The sequence below is a fragment of the Prevotella sp. MA2016 genome (genome assembly GCF_000619825.1).
Classification (GTDB): domain Bacteria; phylum Bacteroidota; class Bacteroidia; order Bacteroidales; family Bacteroidaceae; genus Prevotella.
Map to the genome: position 1 here is coordinate 343,555 of NZ_KK211036.1, position 24,336 is coordinate 367,890.

The 24,336-nt window shown below is 47.4% G+C and carries 18 protein-coding genes and 2 tRNA genes; 8 read left to right on the forward strand and 12 right to left on the reverse strand.

Translation table 11 applies throughout. From position 1 onward, the window contains the following. Window position 1 precedes the first annotated feature (1 nt). The 4 genes from T360_RS0112195 to yihA are packed head-to-tail and all read right to left on the reverse strand — an operon-like array spanning window position 2 to window position 3,533. The gene (locus T360_RS0112195; RefSeq protein WP_028913030.1) at window positions 2-427 is read right to left on the reverse strand and encodes a hypothetical protein; all 426 of its coding nucleotides are present in this window, start codon (window positions 425-427) and stop codon (window positions 2-4) included. Window positions 428-441: 14 nt separating this feature from the next. Continuing rightward, entirely contained in the window at window positions 442-1,059 is a 618-nt protein-coding gene (gene recR, locus T360_RS0112200; protein ID WP_197019310.1) for a recombination mediator RecR, read from the reverse strand. Window positions 1,060-1,068: 9 nt separating this feature from the next. Beyond that, complete coding sequence (abc-f, locus tag T360_RS0112205; protein ID WP_028913032.1) at window positions 1,069-2,895, reverse strand: ribosomal protection-like ABC-F family protein; 1,827 nt, start codon at window positions 2,893-2,895, stop codon at window positions 1,069-1,071. A 41-nt stretch (window positions 2,896-2,936) separates the two neighbouring features. Further along, window positions 2,937-3,533, reverse strand: coding sequence for a ribosome biogenesis GTP-binding protein YihA/YsxC (yihA, locus tag T360_RS0112210; protein WP_028913033.1), 597 nt, complete (start codon window positions 3,531-3,533; stop codon window positions 2,937-2,939). Between the two features lie 190 nt (window positions 3,534-3,723). Here yihA and rho point away from each other — a divergent pair, with 190 nt between their 5' ends. Further along, entirely contained in the window at window positions 3,724-5,679 is a 1,956-nt protein-coding gene (rho, locus tag T360_RS0112215) for a transcription termination factor Rho (protein WP_028913034.1), read from the forward strand. Between the two features lie 61 nt (window positions 5,680-5,740). Further along, window positions 5,741-6,205: a low molecular weight protein-tyrosine-phosphatase gene (locus tag T360_RS0112220; RefSeq protein ID WP_028913035.1), complete on the forward strand. Its 465-nt coding sequence runs from the start codon at window positions 5,741-5,743 to the stop codon at window positions 6,203-6,205. Between the two features lie 141 nt (window positions 6,206-6,346). Here the strand turns inward: T360_RS0112220 and T360_RS0112225 are convergent, their stop codons facing one another. The 4 genes from T360_RS0112225 to T360_RS0112240 are packed head-to-tail and all read right to left on the reverse strand — an operon-like array spanning window position 6,347 to window position 9,891. Continuing rightward, window positions 6,347-6,742: a hypothetical protein gene (locus T360_RS0112225; protein ID WP_028913036.1), complete on the reverse strand. Its 396-nt coding sequence runs from the start codon at window positions 6,740-6,742 to the stop codon at window positions 6,347-6,349. Window positions 6,743-6,750: 8 nt separating this feature from the next. After that, window positions 6,751-8,085, reverse strand: a complete 1,335-nt coding sequence (gene tilS, locus T360_RS0112230; RefSeq protein ID WP_036929548.1) for a tRNA lysidine(34) synthetase TilS — start codon at window positions 8,083-8,085, stop codon at window positions 6,751-6,753. After that, window positions 8,085-9,260 (reverse strand): class I SAM-dependent rRNA methyltransferase, encoded by a 1,176-nt coding sequence (locus T360_RS0112235; protein ID WP_028913038.1) that lies wholly within the window; start codon window positions 9,258-9,260, stop codon window positions 8,085-8,087. Before T360_RS0112235 ends, tilS begins: the two co-directional genes overlap by 1 nt. Next, on the reverse strand, window positions 9,238-9,891 hold the full coding sequence (locus tag T360_RS0112240; protein WP_028913039.1) for a 3'-5' exonuclease: 654 nt from the start codon (window positions 9,889-9,891) through the stop codon (window positions 9,238-9,240). The genes T360_RS0112235 and T360_RS0112240 overlap by 23 nt, the downstream gene beginning before the upstream one ends. Before the next feature lie 89 nt (window positions 9,892-9,980). Between T360_RS0112240 and T360_RS0112245 the strand changes: the two genes are divergently transcribed. The 6 genes from T360_RS0112245 to T360_RS15340 all read left to right on the forward strand — a co-directional run bounded on the left by T360_RS0112245 (window position 9,981) and on the right by T360_RS15340 (window position 16,276). Further along, window positions 9,981-12,434 carry a DNA translocase FtsK gene (locus tag T360_RS0112245; protein ID WP_028913040.1) on the forward strand — a complete coding sequence of 818 codons (2,454 nt, stop codon included), beginning with the start codon at window positions 9,981-9,983 and terminating at the stop codon, window positions 12,432-12,434. After that, the gene (locus T360_RS0112250) at window positions 12,431-13,027 is read left to right on the forward strand and encodes a LolA-like putative outer membrane lipoprotein chaperone (RefSeq protein WP_028913041.1); all 597 of its coding nucleotides are present in this window, start codon (window positions 12,431-12,433) and stop codon (window positions 13,025-13,027) included. Before T360_RS0112245 ends, T360_RS0112250 begins: the two co-directional genes overlap by 4 nt. Window positions 13,028-13,038: 11 nt before the next feature. Beyond that, a complete protein-coding gene (locus T360_RS0112255; protein ID WP_028913042.1) occupies window positions 13,039-14,523 on the forward strand; it encodes a DUF5687 family protein in 1,485 nt (494 codons plus the stop codon). 114 nt (window positions 14,524-14,637) lie between these two features. Next, a tRNA-Lys gene (locus T360_RS0112260) sits at window positions 14,638-14,710 on the forward strand. A 46-nt stretch (window positions 14,711-14,756) separates the two neighbouring features. Next, window positions 14,757-14,829: transfer RNA gene (locus tag T360_RS0112265), tRNA-Lys, on the forward strand. Window positions 14,830-15,130: 301 nt separating this feature from the next. Next, window positions 15,131-16,276, forward strand: a complete 1,146-nt coding sequence (locus T360_RS15340; RefSeq protein ID WP_051523560.1) for a site-specific integrase — start codon at window positions 15,131-15,133, stop codon at window positions 16,274-16,276. On the opposite strand, the gene T360_RS0112275 is transcribed toward T360_RS15340, so the two are convergent. The 4 genes from T360_RS0112275 to T360_RS0112285 form a co-directional block, all read right to left on the reverse strand. After that, window positions 16,269-18,209: a hypothetical protein gene (locus T360_RS0112275; protein WP_028913043.1), complete on the reverse strand. Its 1,941-nt coding sequence runs from the start codon at window positions 18,207-18,209 to the stop codon at window positions 16,269-16,271. The genes T360_RS15340 and T360_RS0112275 overlap by 8 nt on opposite strands. 21 nt (window positions 18,210-18,230) lie before the next feature. Further along, the gene (locus T360_RS0112280) at window positions 18,231-22,253 is read right to left on the reverse strand and encodes a phage tail tape measure protein (RefSeq protein WP_028913044.1); all 4,023 of its coding nucleotides are present in this window, start codon (window positions 22,251-22,253) and stop codon (window positions 18,231-18,233) included. Window positions 22,254-23,273: 1,020 nt separating this feature from the next. Then, window positions 23,274-23,516, reverse strand: coding sequence for a hypothetical protein (locus T360_RS16270; RefSeq protein ID WP_155949539.1), 243 nt, complete (start codon window positions 23,514-23,516; stop codon window positions 23,274-23,276). A gap of 26 nt (window positions 23,517-23,542) precedes the next feature. Beyond that, entirely contained in the window at window positions 23,543-23,944 is a 402-nt protein-coding gene (locus T360_RS0112285; RefSeq protein WP_036929550.1) for a lipocalin family protein, read from the reverse strand. Window positions 23,945-24,336: the final 392 nt, after the last annotated feature.

Sequence of the window (24,336 nt, forward strand, 5' to 3'; positions counted from 1 at the left end):
ATTATTGATTATCAGCCACCTCATCTTCGCAGCGTGCCATCGATGGGAATACAAATGGTGTGCATAACAAACCGATGATGGCCATATAGCCGAAAGTGGTGTTCATAAACAGATAGTAAAAATAGGTGTTGGTCACCAGAGGTGTCATCAGTAGAATCAGTCTGATAGTTCCCCACTTACTTAAGCCTTTTGCCTTTTGATTAACTAGTTGTTGGTGAATACCATCGAACTTAAACAGGCGCAGCGCTAGAAAAATGCCACCTAATGTGAGTAGCTCCATGAAGGTGGTGCAAAGGAACTCGGTTTGTGATTCTGCTGCAAAAACGCCAGGCTCTAGCGTATCTGTCTCATACAATACAACGATGGCTAGTGCAAACAGCATGGCAAACATAAAAATACTGAGCAGCAGGTTTCTTGTTTGTTTCATATTCATTGTTTTTCTTATTTTTCTTCGAAAAGTGTGCGATTAGTAATTGATCGCCCCAGTGTCACTTCGTCGGCATACTCTAGTTCATTGCCCACAGCGATGCCTCGGGCAATAACGCTGACTTTAATGCCTGTTGGTGCCAACTTGCGATAGATGAAGAAGTTGGTAGTGTCGCCCTCCATCGTTGGGCTGAGTGCCAATATCACCTCTTGCACTGTTCCCTCTTTCACACGCTGTACCAGTGAGTCGATTTCGATATCTGCAGGTCCCATTCCGTCCATGGGTGAGATGACGCCGCCTAGCACATGGTAGAGCCCGCGAAACTGCTGCGTGTTCTCTATGGCCATCACGTCTTGTATATTCTCCACCACGCACACGGTAGTCTTGTCGCGACGCTCGTCAGCGCAGATAGGACAGATGTCGGTGTCGCTGATATTATGGCATACCTTGCAGTATTTTACACCGCTTTTTAGTTCGCTGACTGCCATCGTAAACAGTGCCACGTCGTTATTGTCCTGTCTGAGCAGCCATAGTACCAGTCGCAAGGCAGTCTTTCTACCTATTCCTGGCAGCTTGGCAAACTCCTGCACGGCTTTTTCGAGCAGTTGCGATGGGTATTGTTGTTGTATCATCTTCAATCTTTAATTTTCAATCTCCGAAAGTTCCAGCCAGCGCATCGATTTTTCATCGAGTTCGTCGTTCAACTGTGGCAAGCGCTTGCTCAGACGTGTAATCTCATCTACGGATGTCGTACCACCACAGAGCGCCTCTTCTATTTGCTTCTTTTCGTCCTCAAGGGCTTCGATGTCCTTTTCCAACTGTTCCAGCTCGCGCTTTTCTTTATAAGAAAGTTTGCGCTTATTATTAGGGTTAGACTGGTTGGTAGGACTAGTTTCGTTTGACTGGCCTTGTTGGCCCGCCTGGGCCGATCGGCTTGGCTGACTAGGCTCTTTCGACTTGCTTAACTGGCTCCACTGCCGGTATTGGGTATAGTTGCCTGGGAAGTCTTGTATATCGCCATCTCCCTTGAATACAAGTAAGTGATCTACCACCTTATCCATGAAATAGCGGTCGTGGCTCACCACGATGACGCAACCAGGAAAATCTTGCAGGTATTCTTCAAGAATCTGCAGTGTCACAATGTCGAGGTCGTTGGTAGGCTCGTCAAGCACCAGAAAGTTGGGGTTCTTCATGAGCACTGTGCAGAGGTATAGTTTTCTGCGCTCGCCTCCACTCAGCTTATATACGTAGTTGTGCTGCTGTTCAGGTGTAAAAAGGAAGTGCTGCAGAAACTGCGATGCCGTAAGATGCTTTCCGCCTCCCATATCAATATATTCGGCAATATCTTTCACCACATCGATGACCTTGGTTTGCTCATCGAATTGCAGACCTTCCTGAGAGAAGTAGCCGAAGCGCACTGTATCGCCGATATCGAACTTTCCGCTGTCGGGTGCTACCTGTCCCAGCAACATCTTTATAAAAGTACTTTTACCAGTACCATTGTTGCCCACGATACCCATCTTCTCGAAACGCGAGAAATTGTAGTAGAAGTCTTTGAGAATGGTGAGTGGTTCACCATCGGTACGCTCAAAAGCCTTGCTGACGTACTGGCATTCAAATATCTTGGAACCAATATACACATTACGTGATTTAAGTCGCACCTGACGTTCTTCTATACGCTGTTTGGCCACCTTCTCCAATTCATAGAAAGCCTCTTCGCGGTAGCGGGCCTTATGGCCGCGGGCTTGTGGCATGCGGCGCATCCAGTCTAACTCGGTGCGATATAAATTATTGGCACGCGCTATCTCGGCTCGACGATTGTCGATACGCTCCTGGCGTTTCTCCAGATAGTAACTGTAGTTGCCGCGATAGGTGTAGATGGTTTGGTCGTCCAGTTCAAGGATGACCGAGCAGACACGGTCCAGAAAGAAACGGTCGTGGGTAACCATGAGCAGAGTTTTGTTGCCGCGGTTCAGGTATCCCTCCAGCCATTCAATCATTTCAAGATCTAGATGGTTGGTAGGCTCGTCGAGGATGAGCAGGTCTGGGTCGGTAATCAGCACATTAGCCAGTGCCACTCGCTTCTGTTGTCCACCGCTCAGCTGTCGCATAGGCTGATTCAGGTCACGAATCTTTAGCTGTGTGAGCACTTGTTTTGCCTTCAGAACCTTTTCGGGATTCCCCTGATGATTAAAGCAAGCATCTAGCACGCTATCGTTAGGATCGAAGTCGGGTGTCTGTTCAAGCATGCCTACGCGTAGGTCACGACGGAAGATGATGTCGCCTTCGTCGTAGCCCTCTTTGCCCGACAGTATCGAGAGCAGCGTACTCTTGCCGGTGCCGTTTTTGGCTATCAAACCAACCTTTTGGCCCTCGGCTATAGAGAAACTCAGATCGTGAAACAGCACCAACGAGCCGAACGACTTTGTAAGGTGCTGCACGTCTAAATACGGATTTTCTTTTGCCATGTTATATGTATTCTACAGACTTGCAGTAATCTGTAGCTCGGTTATAATTCTTTGTTAATGGATTCAATGTAATCTAAAACTTCGTCGCGACCTTGTTTCTTTTCAGATGATGTGATGAAGATGGGTGGCAGTTCCTCCCAAGTTTCGCTCAGCACCTTTTTATAAGCAGTCACATTCTGCAACACCTTCGATGCGCTCAGCTTGTCGGCCTTGGTAAAGATAATGGCGAAGGGCACACTGCTGGTTCCCAACCACTCGATAAACTCGAGGTCAATCTTCTGCGCTTCCAGACGTATGTCTATCAGCAGAAATACGTTTACCAGCTGTTCGCGCTGCAATATGTAGCCGTTAATCATCTGTTCCAGTTTCTGAACCTCTTTCTTAGAGCGTTTGGCAAAGCCATAGCCAGGCAAATCTACAAGATACCACTCATTATTAATAATAAAATGATTGATGAGCAGCGTCTTGCCAGGTGTAGCACTTGTCTTTGCCAGATTTTTCTTGCCTGTAAGCATGTTTATCAGACTCGACTTTCCTACGTTCGAACGACCTATAAAGGCATATTCGGGCTTGGTGTCTTTTGGGCACATCGACTCCATCGGAGCGCTCAGTGTGAATTCTGCTTTTTTAATTTCCATTATATATATCGATTTTGGGTGCAAAGATACGAAAAGTCGGGGGCAATACAAAATTTTTTCGAATTTATTTGGCAGTTAGCAAAAATATGCTTACCTTTGCAACGTTTTTCACAAAACAGTGTTTCCGTTCGCGAAGCACTTCCACAAAATCTTTTCAGAAATCAATAAATGTAATTTAATACATATTACTATGTATACAAAAGAAGAATTAGAATCTATGGACATACCCCAGCTTGTGGGTATAGCCGATGAGTTGGGCATCAAGGTTTCGCCTGATGATCAACTTACAGATGTGGTGTATGCCATCCTAGATAAGGCAGCTGAGCAAAGTGCTACTGCCGGTGATGACGCACCAAAACGCAAGCGCACACGAATTGCAAAGAAAGATACCAGCAAAGTTTATACTGTAAATGGCGAGGATGGTGAGAATCTCGACTCGAAGAGCAACCGTACCCGCAAGAAGGCAGAGGCACCATCGCTCTTTGCTAATATGCCTGCAGCTCCAGCTGAAGAGGCTGCAGCTCCAGCTCCTGTCGAGGAGGTAAAGCCTAAGAAGCGTGGCCGCAAGAGCAAAGCAGAAAAAGAAGCTGAGGAGGCTGCCGCGAAAGCCGCTGCCGAGCAGGCTGCTGTTGCACAGGAGGCTGAGAAATCTCAGGCTGACGATTTTGTAGTGCCAGAGGCTGCCCAGTTTGCAGTAGGTGCTGATGAGGAGGTAGCTCCTAATGCCATCGAGCAACTGCGCGAAAAAATGGCTGCTACAAAGATTGCTGAACCAGAGGAAGAGCCTGAGTTTGAACCTACTGATTCTGCTCCCGACCCCCTTACTGACGAGGTTGATGAAAACGGCGTATGGATGGGCGATCCAGGAGATGGAACAGATTTTATTACTATTCTCGATATCCCCATCGAAGATCAGAGCGCAATCCCCACTCTGGATATGTTCGACCGTCCTGTAGCACCTGTTGTTGCAGAGCAGCCTGCTGTGAATCGCAATGCTGTGGCCACTTTGCAGCCACGCTATGATTTTGCCGACCTGATTGATGCAAATGGCGTGCTTGAAATACTTACTGATGGCTACGGATTCCTGCGTTCAAGCGATTATAACTATCTGTCGTCGCCCGACGATGTGTATGTTGCTCCACAGCAGATTAAGCGTTACGGTCTGAAGACTGGCGACGTGGTTGAATGCACAGTTCGTCCTCCTCATGAAGGTGAGAAGTTCTTTGCTATGACCGATGTCAAAAGCATCAACGGTCGTCACCCAGATGAGGTGCGCAACCGCGTGGCTTTTGAACATCTTACCCCACTCTTCCCAGAAGAGAAATTTACACTCTGTGGCGACCATGCTACTACAAACCCATCGGTACGTATCGTCGATCTCTTCTCGCCTATCGGTAAGGGTCAGCGTGCGCTTATCGTGGCTCAGCCAAAGACAGGTAAGACGGTGCTGATGAAAGATATCGCCAATGCAATTGCTGCCAATCACCCCGAGGCTTATATCATGATGCTTCTTATCGACGAGCGCCCTGAGGAGGTTACTGATATGGCGCGCACCGTTAATGCAGAGGTTATCGCATCTACTTTCGACGAGCCAGCCGAGCGCCATGTGAAGATTGCAGGTATCGTGCTTGAGAAAGCTAAGCGAATGGTTGAGTGTGGTCACGATGTGGTTATCTTCCTCGATTCTATCACACGTCTGGCACGTGCTTACAATACAGTAGCTCCTACATCAGGAAAGATTCTCACTGGTGGTGTAGATTCTAACGCTCTGCAGAAGCCAAAGCGCTTCTTTGGTGCTGCACGTAATATCGAGGGTGGCGGCTCGCTTACCATCATTGCAACAGCTCTGGTTGATACCGGTTCTAAGATGGATGAGGTAATCTTCGAGGAGTTTAAGGGTACTGGTAATAGTGAAATCCAGCTCAATCGCTCACTGGCTAACAAGCGTATCTTCCCTGCCATCGATATTGTACTCTCATCTACTCGCCGCGACGATCTGCTGCTTGATGAGACTACATTGAACCGTATGTGGATTATGCGTAAGTTTATTGCCGATATGAATCCTATCGAGGCGATGAACACTGTGCGCGACCGATTGGTACATACCCGATCGAACGAGGAGTTCCTCATGTCGATGAACGGTTAAAATATAGCGGATGCCTCTCGTCACAGAGAGGCATCCTTCTTTTCTCAATATAGATTTTATGGTGAAGAAAATATTATTTGTTTGCCACGGCAACATCTGCCGCAGTCCGATGGCTGAATACGTGATGAAGCATTTGGTGCACGAGGCTGGTATGGATCAGCATTATGCAATAGCCTCGGCGGCCACCTCTACCGAAGAGATTGGCAACCCTGTCTATCCCCCAGCCCGCCGCAAACTAGCTGAGCACGGCATCAGCTGCCAGGGCCATGCTGCCCGCCAGATGACTCGTGCCGACTACGATCGCTACGACCTGCTTGTAGGCATGGATTCGGCCAATATCCGCAATATGACCCGCATCGCTGGTGGCGATCCGAAAGGTAAAATCGTTAAACTGCTCGATCTTGTGTCGCTCTCATCGCCGCGCTATGGCGAGGATGTGAGCGACCCTTGGTACACCGGCGACTTCGAAGCCACCTGGCAAGACGTCCAAGAAGGCTGTCAGGCACTACTAGAAGAGTTTGCATAAAATAGAAGAGTTTGCATAAAATACATAATTAAGGAATGAATTCATCTATGGTATGCAATTTGTGTATGAATTATTTACTTTTAATGTCTCATCCTTCTTTAAGGACTATTTGAAGTAAAGAATTAGTCAAGAATGAGTGCCTTAGGGCAATGAGAGAGGAAGGTCTGCAGAATTCTGCAGGCCTTTTTTGATGAATTGGCGGGCTTGCTCCTCGTCGAGGGTGAATACGTGATTGAATATACCCAGTGACACTAGGATGAACTCTTCGTTATAGTCGATGAAACCGAGACTATAAAAGCGATGTTCGCGCACCATAAAGTGGGTGTTGAGATACTGATCTACAGTTGTTGTGGCTATTGCTGAGGCGATAGAGCCGAAATCACCGTCGATGTTGTTGTCGCGCAACTCGGCGTTAACAGCGCCTGTCATCACCGATTTTATCGTGTCGGCATGCTGTTGTCGGTCGGGTATGGTAACCATCAGTGTCAGGGCTACGGCGCCAATGATAACAGCAAGTGAAATCAGGAATTTCTTCATATTTGTGCTTATTTGTTTAGTTCGTCTTTGATTAGTCTTAATGTCAGCGTCTCTTTGGTGTCGGCATCGATGCAGGACCGCTGGTCTGTGCGGCGGCCTACCAACCAAATAATGGCGCCTGTGGCATCTGTCACCACCAGCTGCTGACTTTTGTCATAAGCCGATGCCTTGATGTCGGTCATAAAATCGCTCACCAGCTTGTGACCTTTCATGCCGAAGGGTACAAACCAGTCGCCAGTGGTCGCAGGGCGCACCGTCAGGGGAAACTTTACTTTAGCCGCGTCAAGCGTGGCACAATCCGATTCCTTCGAGATGACTGGGGTATTACTGATACTAGTCTGCAGTACCCATCGGTCGGAATAGCGATACCGTCCGATTTCGGGTATTTTCAGTTCCTTGCCTGGCGCATCAGGTGTATATAGCAATAGGCTATCGCGGTCGATAGCTACACAATACTTTCCACATTCAAAAACACGTCCTGGCTTGTTGATGCAATCAAAAATGTCCTCGGTGGTGCTGCTGTTGAAGCCATAAGGCGCCAGCCACTCGTGCAGCATCGTCATTGGTGCAGGCAGCTCTTGCAGGCGGGTTATCGACATCTCCGTCTTTTCGGGATTATCGTCGACAATGGCACTCATCCACTCCTGTTTCACCGCTGGAATGAATATATCCTCGGCTTCACTCAGATAATGGGCGGATTTGCCGATATTGGCTGCTGCGCCAGGATAAATCTCTTCCAACAGTGGCAGCACCTGCAGGCGCAGTTTGTTGCGGAGCACATCAGCTTTTAAATTGCTGGAATCGGTGACGTATGTCTGCCCGATGGAATCGAGAAAATGCAAAATTTCCATCCTGCTCACGCATAGCAGCGGGCGGCGCACCTGGTCGTTCATGTGGCGGATGCCCGTCAGTCCATGTATGCCGGCACCGCGCAGCAGGTTCATGAGCAGCGTCTCTACGGCGTCGTCGCGATGATGGGCCACGCACACGTCGGCAGCCTCGATATCTTGACACAACTGGTTGAAATAGCGATAGCGTAACTCGCGCGCAGCCATCTCAATACTTACTTTATGCAGTTGGGCATAAGTTGTTGTGTCAAAGTGCGTTAAATGTAGTTCGATGCCGAGTCGTTGGCACAGCTCTTTTACGAACAGTTCGTCGCGGTCGCTCTCCTCGCCGCGCAGTTTGAAATTGCAGTGAGCTGCCTCAATGCGATAGCCCAACTGCTGCAGAATCAGCAGCAATGCCACCGAATCAGCTCCACCACTCAGGGCTACCAAGTGGAGGGCTTTGGCATCTAATAGCCTGTTGCGCTCAATGAATTTCTTTACGCGTTGTAACATTATTCTACAAAGAGTACGAGTCCTTTCAGATATTCGCCTTCTGGATGGTAGATATTGATAGGATGATCGGCAGGCTGGTGCAACTGGTGCAGGATGCGCACTTTGCGACCTGCCTGGGCTGCAGCTGTGAACACGGCATTACGGAAGTGATCCTTAGTAACTACCTGCGAGCAGCTGAACGTGAACAGGATACCGCCTGGTTGAATCTTCTGGAATGCCTTATTGTTCAGGCGTGTATAACCCTTCAATGCATTATGCAGAGCACCACGGTGTTTAGCAAATGCAGGTGGGTCAAGAATAATCAAGTCGTAGTTGTTGCCAGCCTGCTCCAGATATTTGAAGGCATCTTCGCAGAAAGCCTCATGGCGCTGGTCGCCCTCAAAATTCAGAGCAATGTTGCGATTGGTCAACTCTATGGCCTTGGCACTACTATCTACAGAGTGTACCAGTTTGGCACCGCCTCGCATGGCATAAACAGAGAATCCACCGGTGTAGCAGAACATGTTGAGCACACTCTTGCCGGCCGAATAGCGCTCAAGGAGAGAGCGGTTGTCGCGCTGATCTACGAAGAAGCCTGTCTTCTGTCCACGTAGCCAATCTACATAGAACTTCAGCCCGTTCTCGAGTGCTACGTTGTCGTCGCTACCACCATAAACAAAGCCGTTCTCCATTTCGTCCATGAATGGCAGTGTGGTCTCACTCTTATAATATACATTGTCGATACGACTGCCCATCACCTTGACCAACTGTTCGGCTATCTGCTTGCGCTGCAGGTGCATGCCGATGCTGTGAGCCTGCATAACAGCCGTGCGATCATAAACGTCGATGATCAGTCCGGGCAGGTTGTCGCCTTCGCCGTGTACTAGGCGATAGGTGTTGTTCTGGGGATTGTCGGCAATGCCGATGGATTGGCGGACTTTGAGTGCCGACGCCAGGCGTGAGGCCCAGAAATCAGCATCGATATCCACATCGCGAAATGAGAGTACGCGTACTGCAATAGATCCCATCTGGAAATGACCCACTGCGATGAAATCGCCGTGATTGGTGAGTACACGGACCAGATCGCCATCCTTTAAATCTTCGTCGGCCTGCGCAATAGCACCTGAGAATACCCAGGGGTGGAAACGCAGCAAACTCTCTTCTTTACCTCGCTTAAGATACAGTTTCTTCATTATTCTTTGTTGTATTATCTGAAACAATAACTAATTGATAATCATTTTGTTCCAACATTCTTTTAATTTCATGATATAATTTCACGCAGGCCCATGCATCAGTGGCTGCGTAACGTTTCTGATGTTCGTCGAGAATGTCGCGCTCCCAATTGGTGAGCTGCTCGCGCTTACTGATACGCTGACCGAACACATTGGCGTAGAGCTTAGCCAGACTCTGGTCTTCGATACCTATCTGGCGGGCCATATCCTGCAAATCTACAAACTCGCCCATCTGAAATTCGCCCAACTGGTGCAGTCCTAATGCATCATTACGCCAAGCCAGACCTACCTTGGTGACGGTTTCATCGCTCAGCAGGCGTTTGATGGCTGCACAAAGTCCGATGTGATTGAGTCGGAAAAGGAAACAGCAATCTGCTGTAGATACCTGCAGCAACGAGCACTTGTGATGTACACCCTTTTTAAAACTTGGGCGGGTTTCGGTATCAAACCCTAATACAGGTTGAGTCAGCAGGAAATCAACTGCTCGCTCGGCCTCGCTTTCAGACACGACAACAACTATTCTTCCGTCGAAAAGTACTCGCGGAAAGTTAGCTATCGTCTTCTTATCTACCTTGTTTTGTATCAACTTTTTCATTTCTGCGTGCAAAATTATAAAAAAAATCCCGATTTATGATGAAATGTGAACGATTTTCGCTACTTTTGCACGAAAATATATAAAACTATATGAAGAAAGGAAAGAAAAAGACCGTAAGCAATGAAAATAGAGAACGCCTGAGTTTTATTCTTGGTGCTATTCTCTTTGGCATCTCAATATATTTGTGTTTTGCATTTGTTTCGTACTTTACCACGGGGGCTGCCGATCAGACGTTGATAGAGGAACCTCGTGAAGGAGAACTTCTGAATGAGCATCATGAGTTTGCTAACACCTGTGGCAGTCTTGGTGCCTATGCATCGTGGTTCTTTATCAAGCGCTGCTTTGGTTTGCCGGCATTTTTTATTCCATTGCTGCTGTTTGTGGTAGCTATTCACTTGATGAAGGCCTATCGTGTGAGTCTGCTGAAATGGGCTCTGGCCACTATGCTGCTCATGATTTGGGCATCAATAGCGCTGGCCACTTTCTTGCAGCCGCTGTTTGTTGATGCAAGCTTCAGTCCTGGTGGCGATCATGGATTGTGCATCAGTAATTATATAGGTAATCTGGTAGGTGCACCTGGCTTGACTGCCATATTGATTCTGGTGGCAGTGGCTTTCCTTACCTATTTCAGCGCTGCTACTGTGATGCTGATCAGAAAACTGCTCAACCCTGCCATGTACTATAACAAGGTTAAGTTTACTGTTAATAAGATAGATGAACACACCAACGACTATAATGCTTCTGAGGATGAAGAAGATAACACCTTGGTATTTGATGATCCTGCCAAGCAGGAGGTTATCTTTGATAACGATGGTGGTGCAGTAGTTATCGACGAGGGGTATCAGAATGAGGATATCAATTTCAAGGAAGGTCCGTTGACAAAGAAAAAAGATACTGCTGAACCTGCAGCGTCTGGTGCTACTGCTGATGACACTGGATTTGAGGTAGAAGTGGCTAAGGGTGATAATGAGGCTGCTAATGCCAAAACGCTTGTAGAGCAGCCTGTGAGCATGGAGCCTTACGACCCCAAGCGCGACTTGGAGCATTATAAATACCCTACTCTCGACCTGCTGAAGAAATATGATAACGATGGAAAGCCATATATTGATATGGCCGAGCAGAATGCCAATAAGAACCGTATTGTTGATGTGCTGCGCACCTTCGGAGTTGAAATATCGAGCATCAAGGCCACCGTTGGTCCCACCATCACACTTTACGAGATAACGCTGGCACAGGGCGTGCGCATTCAGAAGATAAAGAATCTGGAGGATGATATAGCGCTCTCTCTGGCGGCCCTTGGTATTCGAATCATTGCGCCTATGCCTGGTAAAGGCACTGTGGGCATCGAGGTGCCAAACGCCAAGCCATCAACAGTGTCTATGGAGTCTATATTGAATTCGAAGAAGTTCCAGGAATCTAAGATGGAGCTGCCTTGTGCTATCGGTAAGACCATCACCAACGAAGTGTTTATGTTCGACCTTGCCAAGGCGCCTCACCTGTTGGTGGCTGGTGCTACCGGACAAGGAAAATCTGTTGGTCTGAATGCTATTATCACCTCTTTATTATATAAAAAGCATCCGGCTGAACTGAAAATCGTGCTGGTTGATCCGAAGAAGGTTGAGTTTAGTTTCTATGAGCCTATCTGCAACCACTTCCTGGCTCAGGTGCCCGACGAAGAGGCAGATCCTATTATCACAGATGTCACCAAGGTGGTTCGTACGCTGAACTCGCTTTGCAAGGAGATGGATACGCGCTATGATTTACTGAAGGTGGCTCGTGCACATAATATCAAGGAGTACAACCAGAAGTTTATTTCGCGCCAGCTTAATCCTAATAATGGTCATAGATTCCTGCCATATATCGTGGTGGTTATTGATGAGTTTGGCGACCTGATTATGACAGCCGGCAAGGAGGTGGAGCTGCCTATCGCACGTATCGCCCAGTTGGCGCGTGCCGTGGGTATCCACATGATTATCGCCACTCAGCGCCCAACAACCAATATCATTACTGGTACCATTAAGGCTAACTTCCCAAGCCGTATTGCCTTCAAGGTATCGGCCGGTATCGACTCGAAGACTATTCTCGACCGCACTGGTGCACAGCAGCTCATCGGTCGTGGAGATATGCTTGCACTCGTAGGCGGTTCAGAGCCTGAGCGCGTACAGTGTGCCTTCGTTGATACTCCTGAAGTAGAGCGCATCAATGAGTATATCAGCGAGCAGCAGAGTTATGGTGAACCATTCGAGTTGCCAGAGCCCGATATGCCAGATGCAGATATGGGTGATAGTGCTAGTAAGGATGTAGATATGCAGCATCTCGACCCGCTGTTTGAGGATGCTGCCCGACTCATCGTTATGAACCAAAGTGGATCTACATCGCTCATACAGCGTAAGTTTGCCATCGGCTACAACCGCGCAGGTCGTCTGATGGACCAGTTGGAAAAGGCTGGTGTTGTAGGCGCAGCGATGGGTTCAAAGCCGCGTGAGGTAATGATTCAGGATGAAAATAGTTTGAATAATCTTTTGAGCAATTTAAGAGCATGAAAAAAATAGGTATCGTTATAGCCGCCATGCTATTCAGCATCGGCTCTTATGCGCAGTCGGCCAAATCCATTCTCGACAAGGCCGCTGCCACCATCAGCGCCCAACAAGGCGTGAAAGCTAATTTTAAAATGACTGCCACTAATGGCAGCACCTCAGGTAGTATTGCCGTCAAAGGTCGCAAGTTCTATGCCACAACGCCTCAAGCCACAGTATGGTTTGACGGTAAGACGCAGTGGACCTATATGAAGAACAACGACGAAGTAAATGTTAGCAATCCAACAGAAGCGCAGTTGCAGGCCATCAATCCTTATAATTTTATTCATCTGTATCAGCGTGGTTACAATTATACAGTAAACACTGCAGGCAAGGATTATGTGGTGCATCTGCTGGCAAGTAACCCAAAGAATAAAATTAAGGAGATGTTTATTGCGGTTGACAAGAAGAGCTATCAGCCCAAACAGGTGAAGATGCTGCAGGGCAAGAAGTGGACCACCTTTGATATCAGCAACATTAAGAAAGAAAAGTTGGCCGATGTTCAGTTCCGCTTCAACTCAAAAGACTTCCCCAAAGCCGAAATCATAGATCTCAGATAAAAACTTGAACAATGAACAAATTTCAACTGTACCGACTGCTTCGTAAGAACACTAACCTGAGTTATAAACGTAGTCCTGCCTTCGAGCAGAATAAATGGGCCAAGCTGCTGATTTATCTAGGAGGTGGCATGTTTGCCTTATACCTCATTATGTATGGTTGTATTGCTGGCATGGGGGCTAAGGGTGAAGCCGGTCTGATGCTGGCTTTTGCGCCCATTTACATGGCCATCGATTTCCTGTTGCGTTTCATCGTGCAAACCACACCAGGCATGATGGTAAAACCCTATATTCTGCAACCCATATCTCGCTACACTGCCATCGAATGTTTTCTGATTGGTGAACACGTGAGCGGCTATAATTGGCTATGGCTTTGCATGTTTGTGCCCTACTCTATCATCCTGTTGTTTGCCGGCGAGAGCTTTGCACTGGTACTACTGGAGCTGTTAATCTGCGAACTGCTTATGATTCTCAACAGTCAGATTTATCTGTTCTTCCGTACATTGATAAATCGCACCGTGTTGTGGCTTATTCCTGGTTTGGTATTTTATGCACTTCCCTTCTCACCATTGATGCTGTCGCCAAAAGCCGACACCTTTGGAAAAATCACAGATGCCATTGTTACTTATGGACTGTCGTGGTATGCCCTGCTAGTGGTGCTGCTTGTTATCTGCGGACTGTTCTTCGTCAACCGCCATATGCAGTTCATCTTTGTCTATGAGGAGATCTCGAAGAAGGCCGAACGTGCCCTCAAGCATGTATCGGAGTTTGCCTTCTTTAATCGATTCGGTCTCGTTGGCGAATATCTCAAAATAGAACTTAAGTCTAACATTCGCAATAAAACTATGCGTAGCCGCTGCATTTATAGCTTAGTTGCGGTTGTTGTCTTCTCATTGATCGTTGCATATACTTCAATTTACGACAACGAGTTGATGCAGAACTTCTGGTGCCTATATTGCTTTGCACTTTATGGCGTTACTGCTCTCATCAAGATTATGGGTCAGGAAGGCAACTATATCGAACTGCTGATGATGCACCGCGAGAACATCATCGCATTGCTGCGCGCTAAGTTTTTGTTCTATAGCGCCGTGCTCATTATCCCCTTCGTTATCATGCTGCCTGCAGTGTTCACTGGTAAGTACACACTACTTATGCTGTTTGCCTATATGCTGCTCACAGCAGGATTCCTGCATTTCGTCATCTTCCAGCTAGCTGTTTACAATAAGCAAACCCTGCCTTTGCAGCTCAAGGTTACTGCCAAGGGAAACTTCGAAAATGGTATGCAGCTGGTCATCGAGCTCTTTGCACTTTTTGGTCCTGTGCTCATCACCGGTCTTGGATACCTGTTGGTGGGTCTTACCTATACCTATATTTTTATGTGTGTAATAGGTCTTGCATTCATTACAACCCACCCCATCTGGATTCGCAATATCTACAACCGAATGATGAAAAGAAGGTATGAAAACCTCGATGGATTCATGAATTCGAGAGATTTTTAGCCTTTTTTCGACTTTTTCGAAAGAAAATCGCGAAAAAGTTTGGTGGTTTCAAAAAATAGTCGTACCTTTGCACCCGCAAATCAGCAAGAGAGCTGATACAAAGCAAAAAATGATGCACCCGTAGCTCAGTTGGTAGAGCACCTGACTCTTAATCAGGGTGTCCAGAGTTCGAGCCTCTGCGGGTGTACTTTTTGTAAGAAAAAAGGCTTTTAAAAGCCACCAAAAAAAATGATGCACCCGTAGCTCAGTTGGTAGAGCACCTGACTCTTAATCAGGGTGTCCAGAGTTCGAGCCTCTGCGGGTGTACAAAATGAAAAAGAAGCAGCAGACATCAAATGTCTGCTCTTTTTGTTTTAAGTGAAGGCTAAAATGCCTGAACACCTATTATAATAAGCCAGTTCGATAATTTTAAGTTATTGTTGAACCCCGCAGTCCAATTGGACAGACTTGGAATTAACAGGAACGGCTTGGACATATCTGGACACATTTTTGTTACCAGTTTTGTTACCACCCTCAAATGGTTTTGTTACCACTTGTTCCCGTTTGTTACCACCAACCTATCGTTTTTGTTACCAGTTATCCGTTGGCTGCATTAAAAAACATTGTTATGAAACAACATGTAAGAGTGGTCTATGACCGCAAAAAGGCTTCGGCCAAGTCAGGAACTGGTAAGGTTGAACTGAGTGTTTATCTGAAAGAAGGTGAACGCAAGTGGATCACCGTAGGTACAGCGACGCCACAAAACTGGCCGTCTGTATCTACCTCTCGTAGCATCACATCGAAGGTGGAGCACTATGAACAGATTATCAAGGCCATGGAGTTGTTGAAGGAGGATATGACTATTGCCAACTTCAACCGTCATTTGGAATTAGAAGAACTGAATCTCAATCAGGATAAAGTACTCTTCAATGGCCATGATCTACGTCAGAGTTTTGTAGTTTTTTGCAGAAAGCACATGGAGGAAGAGAATCTGGCAAAGAATTCTTTGAAGGATATCAAGGTGGTGTTAGACAGTGTCGAAAAGTCAGGCTTCCTTAACACGTTTGCTGATCTTACACCTGCAAATGTCCGTGCTTATGATGCATGGCTCAGAAAACCTAACACCAGAACAGACTACACCATTAATGGCTATCATAAGAAGGTACGTAAGTACACGAAGATTCTGTGGCAGCAAGAGATGATTTCCGTTGACCCTTATGATCATGTAAAGTTCCCGAAAGGCAAGAACAAGGAGCGTCACCCGCTGACAGAGAATGAAATCATTATGATTCGTGATGCAAATCTCGTAGGACGTAAAGACCGAGCCAGAGATCTGTTCATCTTCATGGCTTATACTGGCCTTGCCTATTGCGACATGTGTTTATTTAACTTCCAAACCATGACCGAAAAGCATGATGGCTATTATTATATAGATGGCGCACGTTTGAAGACTGGGTCTAGTTTCTTCACTCCTATCCTCCCCCCAGCGTTAGCAGTGCTTGAGAAATACAATTTCAAGTTGCCAATCATCAGCAATCAGAAACTGAATGAGTATTTGCATATCATTCAGGACTCGTTGGATATTACAAAAGAAGTGACTTGTCATATTGGGCGCCACTCGTTTGCTACGTTGATGCTGACATACGGCATTTCACTTGATAAAGTAAAGCGTATGCTCGGTCACAAGAACATCACAACTACACAGATTTATGCCAAGATTTTGAAGAAGAATGTTGAAGAAAGCGTGAGCTACAATCTGGGAACGCTTAAATAATACGGTAAAAAGTACCTTTTAGTAACAGCGACCTTCCTGTTGATTCATGGAAGGTCGCTGTTATTTTCTCACAGATATAACGGCTGCCTTCGATGTAGAATACGGCACGCGGATTCGGAATCTCATCGGCCAGGAAAGAGAAGGTGTATTTCTTCCTGTTGTCGATGCTATAGGTATAGGCGTATGGGATGTTCTGCGCGTCGAGACCTTTCTTGGGTTCCAAGCGCAGGGAGTAAGGGGGCTTTGTGGCGGTAAAGTCATCGTCAATTTCTACCTTATCTACGATAGGTCGCGGCAGTTTTCCGGCTTTACGGATGATGCCGTCCCAGAAGGCCACGTATAGCTTATCGAAGTATGCGTCGGCTTTCTGCTGATCCCCTTGTTCGATGGTCTTTCCTGCCTTGCCCTGTGCCAAAGCCCCGTCGCCGTATTCCGCTTCGGTGTCGCCTTGTCTGCTATACTCGCCTATGCTGCGTGTGCGTTGTCCTCCCATCCGGCTACCATCGCCGTTTGAGACAGAACCACCTCCGGTGGTGTCCTCGTTCCAAGTTGTAGCGTTTCCCATATCTCCACACTCCAGGAATAAGCACGGGCCTAACGTTTCCTCTGTATCATCAATCCATGCTGGCACTATCTGTAGTTCCTCTTCATTCGCATCCTTACTTACGAACCATTTCCCGAACTGGTTTACCGGCATCAAGCGGTTATAGTATTTATACCAATGATAATCCTGACCACCGATGTGTGTCGTTTCGTAAAGCTCCGACTTGTAGCAGTACATAATAAAATAGGTGTCCACGTCGCGGGCGTAGAAGAGTTTGTTACCATCCGAACCTGCCGGGTAGCCTCTGGAATACTTTTTATGCCTCCCTCCATCTGTGATATATATCCCGCTTTCCTTGAGCGTCTGGGCATATTCCAGCAGTTGTGACAGACTGTTGTATTTGATGGCGCTATCCTTGTTTTGGGCAATGTACCACTGGCATGACCGATAAGACCAAAGCTGGTTGTCGTTATCCGCATAAGCTATGTTTTTCGAGGCGATGTAATCCGATTTATCCTCCTGCGCCACGTCCACCGCATATTTATTGATGACGCGGTCGATTTTCACGGATTTCGCCTGTTGTGCTATCTTGTGCGAGAAGTTGAACCGGATGGTACGTGCTTTGTGGTTGATGGTGAATTCTCCTCCTAGCAGAAGCTCTAACTGTTCGAAGAACTCCGTGAGCGACCAGTGTGGCATGGCGTCGGCAAAGTTTGTCAGCGACCATGCTGCAGGAAGCGTGTTGCAGATAATCAGGTGCTTCCAGTAACTGTTGCTGATGTCTGTGAAACTTCCTGAGTAACGGACAGCGCTGCATACCTTCTTTAATATATATAATAGGTATGGCTGAAACGAGAGGTCTGTCAGTTTGCTATCCCAAACGAACTGTCCGCTGGTGTTCTTTGTGACTGCGTTCTGGAGGTTGCCCGATGTGTTGTTCACCCACGGCAGCGCCACGTAGTCAGTCGCTGGGTAGTCACTTTGCCATGCCGATGATATGCTGTTGTTTGCCGGCTTCGTGTTGGCCGGCGTGCCCAGGTCGAGCTGGTTCAAGTAGATGTTGTCAAACGTATCGTTGAAGTTCTGCTCGGATCGCCCTTCCAAGAACTGCGTCTTCACCTCCACGTCTGATATCTGCGTGATGGTGATGCAGCCAGCTTTATAGAATTGTTTGTCACGGATCTCACAGTCGAAAACGACCTTGGATTTTTCGACGTCTTGCCGATGCAGATGCCCGAAGATTGCGATGTTCTCAGGGCAGTCTTTCAGCGGAAAGGTGATGGTGAGCGTATAGCCGTCGGAACCGGTGAAGAGCGGGTTCTCGGCTATATACTCGAATGACGTGTTCTTTTTGAGAAAAGCAGGGCGATTGTTGATGAGAATTTCCATAAAGAATTGAAAAATTAAGTGTTATTTTCTTCTTGATTTAGGTGATTTGTTGCGGATGAGCTGGGCGTATTCGTCTTGGGCTTGTTTGATGCCAGTATCGCCCGTGACGGTATTGACTGTCACGAAAGGCTCGTCCAGACGTTGTTTCAGCTGGCGCATGATATCGGCGTATTCCTTCATGACCTTTGTGGCAGGCTCGTCTTCCTCTCTTGTGGGCTGCAGGATGACTGTCGGCGATGATGCGGCGGACTGTGCGTATAAGCTCGGAGCCACGATGTTTCGTGAGACGTCTTCCGAGCGTAACGAACCGATGGTGTTCGTTCGCTGGGCATAGTCCAAAGCTTCAATCATCGGGCGGGCTACGGGCGACTGCAAGAGTTCCTGACTGGCCACCCATTCCCCTTTATGGACGACTCCTGCCACCTCGTATTTACCGCCGTCGCCGGTGAAGCCACCCTTGGCGTAACCCTGCGCGGCCGATGCCTCTTGCTGCTTCTTGATGGCAGCCACCTGCAGCATGCCTGCAGCTACAGCCGAAGCTGCTGCGATAGGTGCCAGGATATAACCGATAAGTGGTACTGCAGCCGCTGAGCTATAGGCGTTGATAGCAGAAGTAGCCGTCTGTGCGATGGCCTGCATCACCTGCATCTTGAACATCTTTTTGTTCGCATCGGACTTGACCTTGGCCACCTCCTGTTCCTTCTGCTTCTCCAGTTTCTTCACGATGTAGTTGTTACCCTCGGCGTTGGAGATTTCCGTCTGGTAACGCTTTTCGATGGCAGCGATTTGTATATCCGCTTCGGCCTGAATGAGTGAAGACATCTGTTGGAAGATGCTGCTCATACCGGAGCTGATGATATCCAGGGAACCTGTGACCGCTTTCCCCATATCTGACTGCAGCCACTCCTGAGTGGCGCTGGTCCATTCCTCGAGGAATGACTTGTTATCGTTCAGTTCGTCGATGCCGTACTTCTTACGCAGGGCCTTTTTCGCTTTCTGGTAGTCCTCTTCGATACGCAGTTTCTCTTGGGCGTTGTTGTCGGCAGCTTGTATCTCCAAGTCATAGACTATTTTGAGTGCTTCCAAGTCAGTCAGATACTTATTCGTCCGTTCAGAGCGGTTGTCCTCGAAATATTCCTCCTTGATTTTCTTCAGTTGGTCCTGATGCTTCTTCTCGGCGGCTTCCGTCTCCTGTTGGCGTCGCTTCTGGTCGGCAATGAGTTTGTCCTGATATCGGGTTTGCGCCTGTGTGTATTCGGACGTACCCTCTTCGTAGATGGTCGTCATACGCTTCAGGTGGTTCAACTCCAAAAGTTCCAACGACTGCTGGTATATCTCTTGATCTATTTTTCCATCGATATAGCGTTGCTTCTGGATAGACATTGCTTCGTTGTAGAGCTGAGTATCCTGTTCCACTGTGATTTTCGTATGTTGCTCCGTCTGCTTCTTTTCCGCTTCTGCGTATGCTGCCTGGGCCTCCAGCTTTTCTATTTCCGTGAGGTCGTTATGCTGCAGGATCTTCGTCTGGTATTCGATTTCTATTTCCAGGATGCGTTTCTGGTACTGTTCGTAGTTCTGCTGTCCCGTGGCGTAACTTATCCGATTGAGTGCTTCTTCCTTGGCTTTCCAGTCCTTTTCCTCCTTGAAGCGTTCCTGTTTTTTAGTGTCGTCTGTGGGAGGTGGTGTTGGGGTATTCTTTGGTTCTTCGGACTTTGCCAACTTCTCCGCTTCGTCGGATAGGCGTTGGTTGTCCGCAGTCAGGGTGTCGATGATGTTGTTGTACTGCGTCACCGCTTTATCCAACTTTGACTGTTGCAGCTTCCATGCCCTGTAGGCTGTAGGACTTACGTTCGCGCTGCGTATTGCATCTGTTTCGTTTTGGTCCAGCTTTTCGTTGAAATAGGCGTCCTGAATATTATGAGGAGCCTCGTTGAAATGCACGTCACGCTGATGCTCAGCGTCGGGCAGTTTCTCGAGTGCCGCTTTGATTTTTGCCGAGTTCTTCAGCTGCTCCGTATAGTTTTTCAGGATCTTAATGTTGTGACCATATAGCTGGCCCTCCTCGCTGATGCTCGCGTGGTAGTTGGGGATAATCTGCTGCAGCTCCTCGATGGCCTTTCGGCGGTTGTTGACCGATAGAGACTCGTTTTCTATCGTGTTTTTGAGTTGCTCGATATGGCTGATTTCCTCCCTGGTGTTGCGATCGGCTTCCTCGTTAATATCCTTTAGGCGCTTTTGAGCTGCAGCGGCGTCGGAGGATGATTTGGCGAACTTCACGTATAGCCCAATCAGGAGTGTCATCGTGGTGATAGCGACTCCCATCGGGTTCATTTTCAGCACCTTATTAAAGAACGTCTGCGCTGCTGCGGCTGCTGTGATTTCTCCTCTGAGTACTTTGTGTCTGAGGATTGAAGCTGCTAATGCCGTGTTTTCGATGGCAACTGCAGCGGCCTTCAGTTTGGTGACGGCGATGTAACGGAGTGACCACAGATGTTGCAGTTTGACGGCGGTATAGTAGCCGACAACTGCGGCGGTCAATGTGATGAGCTCGCCTTTGTATTTCAGGATGAAGTCCACGAGTGTTGAGAGCACTTTCAGCATCAGCGTTGTGCTGCTCAAGACGTGGCGCATCACTGGCTGCAGTTTCTCACCCAACTCAATGGCCATCTCCTTGACCCGTTTACGAGCCTTGTCCAGTCCGGCCTGAACTGTCGTGTTCTGTACGTTGTATTCCTTGGTGACCGATGTCGCTTCCTTGAAGGCCTTAGCCGCCTCGGCCTGTTCCCATCTCACCATGTCCAGATTACCAGCCAGAGCCGAAATCACCTGAGCGACACGGGCGCCGTTTTCACCCATATCCTTGAAAATGGGTGCCAGGACATCGATGTTACCTAACTTATCGAGTGTTTCGAGTAGCATCAGCAGACCTTCGTTTGTGCCTTTGGCCAGCGTCTCCTTGAACTTCTCCGCATTCATGCCGGTAGCCTTAATAATCTTATCCTGCTGCTTGAACATGTCCATGATTAGTTTCGATACAGCCGTGGCCGACATTTCTACGGCCTGTCCCTGAGAGTCCAGCACGGCGGCCAGACCCATGATTTGTGGGATGGTCATTTCTGCCTGGGCACCCACGCCCGCCATACGTTTGGCGAAGTTGGCCAGGTATGGTGCTGCAGCCGTGCAGTTCTGTGAGAGCTCGTTGATAACAGAACCAACAGACAGCAGCGCTTTCTCCGTACCTAAGCGCTCTTCGTCGCCGAAGATGTCCGTCAGCTTTGAAAGTGTGAGCGTGGCCCCGTCGCCGAGTTCGTCGAGTGCGACGTTGATCTGGTCAGCCGCTTTCACGAATCCCATGATATCCTCTTTCGACTGCTTACCCAGTTTACCAGCTTCCTCTGCGAGGATGTTCAGCTGCTCACGGCTGGAGCGTGTGTCCATCTTCTTGAAGTCCTCGTTCAGGTCTTCAACCTGATCCTTGGCCATGCCTGTGAACTTGCGGACATTCGCCATCTCTGCGTCGATGTCCGCATAGGCTTTGACGGCTGAGCGACCTGCCATGATGATACCCGTCGCAGCGGCTATCATGCCCATGAGGGTGGTCTGCCAGTCGTTCATCTTGCGGTTGAAACGGTCCCAGAAACCCTCGCCAACGGTCAGTTCCGTGTTGACCTTGGCGAGTTCCGCTTTCACCCGCTTGATGGCTTCCGCCTGGCGGTGCCATTCCTCGGTACCACGTTCGATGCCGTTGAGCTGCTTCTTCAGGGTGGTTAGTGTCTTGTTCAGTTCCTTGGGTGTTGCTCTGTCGAGGTTCTTCAGAACCTTCTCCACACCGGCAGTCGCACTCTCTATCTGTGCTATCTGGCGGTTGGTCTGCTTCAGTTCCTTCTGAAGCCTTTTGAGCTCCACTTTGTTACCTGCTTTGGCAGCGTTCTCGATGGCGTGTTCGAGGTCTATTGATTTCTTTTTGAGGTTGTCGAGCATATCCTGTGCCTGCTTGCCATTGACAGTCAGGGTGACAGTAGCATTTGTGTTGATTGATGACATGATTTACAAGTTTAAATGTGGATTTACAGTTGCAAATATAGGTGTGTGCGAGTGTATGTGAAAAGACGTGTACGATGCCCATGCCAGAAACTTGACTGGGTGAAGGTATGGGGCCGACATCGGGCACTTTCCATTGATTATCCCAAATTTATTTGTTAAAACCGAAAATAGTTAAGTTAATAACCCTTTCGGTTGCTGATAATCAATGACTTACGGGATTGTTAAGGGCGGTGCCCTTAACCCGTCGGGATAGACACCCCCCACGCGCCCTGCCCTCGCCTCGCTCTTCGGATGCTCTACAAAAGCGGAATATGTAAACGTATGTTAATAAAAAGGTCTTTTGAGGTTTGAATTGTTAATTGAAGCCTTGAAGTTTCCCAACGGCTCAAAAGCCCCTTTGAAATGCAGAATAATCCACCGAACGACCGAAAAGTTTCTTTGAAACGTAGAATTATCCACCGAATAGCAGACACTTGCAGCCGCTTCGCCCGAATGGGCGGTAAAGAGCCACGTGTGCGACACGAAATCCCTTTGACCTGTCAAAGGGTTGCGTGGCGTACTTGTGGAATGGGCGAATCAGACACTCTTCGGCTTGACCTCAATCTTTGATTGAAATCATAGCCGATGTGTGTCCGCCCTGGCGCACGAATGTGCGGTGCTGGGCAGGGGTGAACAGGCATAAAGAAAATCAGAGGCAGAGTGTTGGCTCACCAGAGCCTTAACGTGCCCCTGACTTTTCTGTTGAATGTTCTCTCCTGCGAGACTTTGAGCCGAATGTGGCAGGGCTTTATGCGCTGCCTCTTTCGGTTAATATTTGTGCTTGTATTATATAAAAAAATATACTTTGGGCTTTTCTCATACATTTTTAACCTATTGTTTATACATCATATATGAGAAATCAGATTCTACATCATAAACTCTCATTGATTTTCCGTCAGAACTAAATGTTATATAAAACACTTCACTCCTAATATAGCCATAAGGACTACCTGTTATTACAAGCTTTTTTCCATCAAATGTTTATGTAAATTCATAATCTTCACGAATGTGATTATATGATTCAAAATACTTTTGATATCCCGTACCATCTGAATTGAAGTGAAGGAGTAACGATTCTACATCATCTTCGTCATGCCATGTCCCATAAATTGAAGCAACAGAAATTCCTTTTTCTTTGCCATCACTACTGCTACATGATATAGTGCTAAAGCCCAATACAAGCAGCATAGTTAGTGTTATAAGATTAATTAGATTTGTTTTCATACTCATTTCATTTTAATTAGACATATTTATCGTTTCTTTAAAGTAACTTCTTCTGAATATCCTGCAAATGACTCGCCTTGAAGTACTAATTTTGAATTAGTTAGTGTAACGACTTTCCATGTAATCCAGCCGCCGATGACAATCTTTTGCCCATCGTACGTATAATCTGCAGATATACCGTTTATGCCATTTTCTACATCATATTCGGTAATCGTATTGGGTGTTATTACCCAATATCCGGATTCTGGTTCTGGATCTGTCCAGGAATCGTTTTCTTCATCATAATAACGATATGACTCAAAATCCCATGTGCCAATCAGGTCGGACTTATCTCCACTATCGTCACTGTCTTTACTACATGATGACACACCAAAACAAAATACTGCGACTAATATAGCCGACATTAAATACATTAAGCTCTTTTTCATGTCTAAATAGATTAAATTGTTATAGAAATAATAGAATTTTGTTGGCAAAGGTAAATATTTAATTCATAAATACCAAATTTTTACGCAACAATTTGAGATTAACAGATTGGATCATAGTGGGAAGTTAGAGGCTTTTAGATATTTGCGCGCATATCAATGTAATGTGCTGGCAGAGGTGGACAGACATATAGAAAATCTGAAGCAGAATGTGGCTCACAAGAGCCTTAACGTGCTTCAGATTTTCAGTTGACTGCTCACTGCTGCTTGCCTCCAGAGCCGAATGTGGCAGGGCTTTATGCGCTGCCTCTTTCGGCTTGTGGCTTTAGCCATAGGAAATGATGCTTCAGCATACGAGAAAAGAGCCGCAGGCTTTATAGGCAAGGGACTTGATG

Excerpts from the sequence above, each read along its gene's own strand:
- recR (WP_197019310.1), bottom strand. The coding sequence starts at position 1,059 with ATGATACAACAACAATACCCATCGCAACTGCTCGAAAAAGCCGTGCAG.
- T360_RS0112280 (WP_028913044.1), bottom strand. The coding sequence starts at position 22,253 with ATGTCATCAATCAACACAAATGCTACTGTCACCCTGACTGTCAATGGC.
- T360_RS16270 (WP_155949539.1), bottom strand. The coding sequence starts at position 23,516 with ATGAAAACAAATCTAATTAATCTTATAACACTAACTATGCTGCTTGTA.
- yihA (WP_028913033.1), bottom strand. The coding sequence starts at position 3,533 with ATGGAAATTAAAAAAGCAGAATTCACACTGAGCGCTCCGATGGAGTCG.
- T360_RS0112285 (WP_036929550.1), bottom strand. The coding sequence starts at position 23,944 with ATGAAAAAGAGCTTAATGTATTTAATGTCGGCTATATTAGTCGCAGTA.
- T360_RS15340 (WP_051523560.1), top strand. The coding sequence starts at position 15,131 with ATGAAACAACATGTAAGAGTGGTCTATGACCGCAAAAAGGCTTCGGCC.
- T360_RS0112250 (WP_028913041.1), top strand. The coding sequence starts at position 12,431 with ATGAAAAAAATAGGTATCGTTATAGCCGCCATGCTATTCAGCATCGGC.
- T360_RS0112240 (WP_028913039.1), bottom strand. The coding sequence starts at position 9,891 with ATGAAAAAGTTGATACAAAACAAGGTAGATAAGAAGACGATAGCTAAC.
- abc-f (WP_028913032.1), bottom strand. The coding sequence starts at position 2,895 with ATGGCAAAAGAAAATCCGTATTTAGACGTGCAGCACCTTACAAAGTCG.
- T360_RS0112195 (WP_028913030.1), bottom strand. The coding sequence starts at position 427 with ATGAAACAAACAAGAAACCTGCTGCTCAGTATTTTTATGTTTGCCATG.
- T360_RS0112245 (WP_028913040.1), top strand. The coding sequence starts at position 9,981 with ATGAAGAAAGGAAAGAAAAAGACCGTAAGCAATGAAAATAGAGAACGC.
- tilS (WP_036929548.1), bottom strand. The coding sequence starts at position 8,085 with ATGTTACAACGCGTAAAGAAATTCATTGAGCGCAACAGGCTATTAGAT.
- T360_RS0112225 (WP_028913036.1), bottom strand. The coding sequence starts at position 6,742 with ATGAAGAAATTCCTGATTTCACTTGCTGTTATCATTGGCGCCGTAGCC.
- rho (WP_028913034.1), top strand. The coding sequence starts at position 3,724 with ATGTATACAAAAGAAGAATTAGAATCTATGGACATACCCCAGCTTGTG.
- T360_RS0112275 (WP_028913043.1), bottom strand. The coding sequence starts at position 18,209 with ATGGAAATTCTCATCAACAATCGCCCTGCTTTTCTCAAAAAGAACACG.
- T360_RS0112255 (WP_028913042.1), top strand. The coding sequence starts at position 13,039 with ATGAACAAATTTCAACTGTACCGACTGCTTCGTAAGAACACTAACCTG.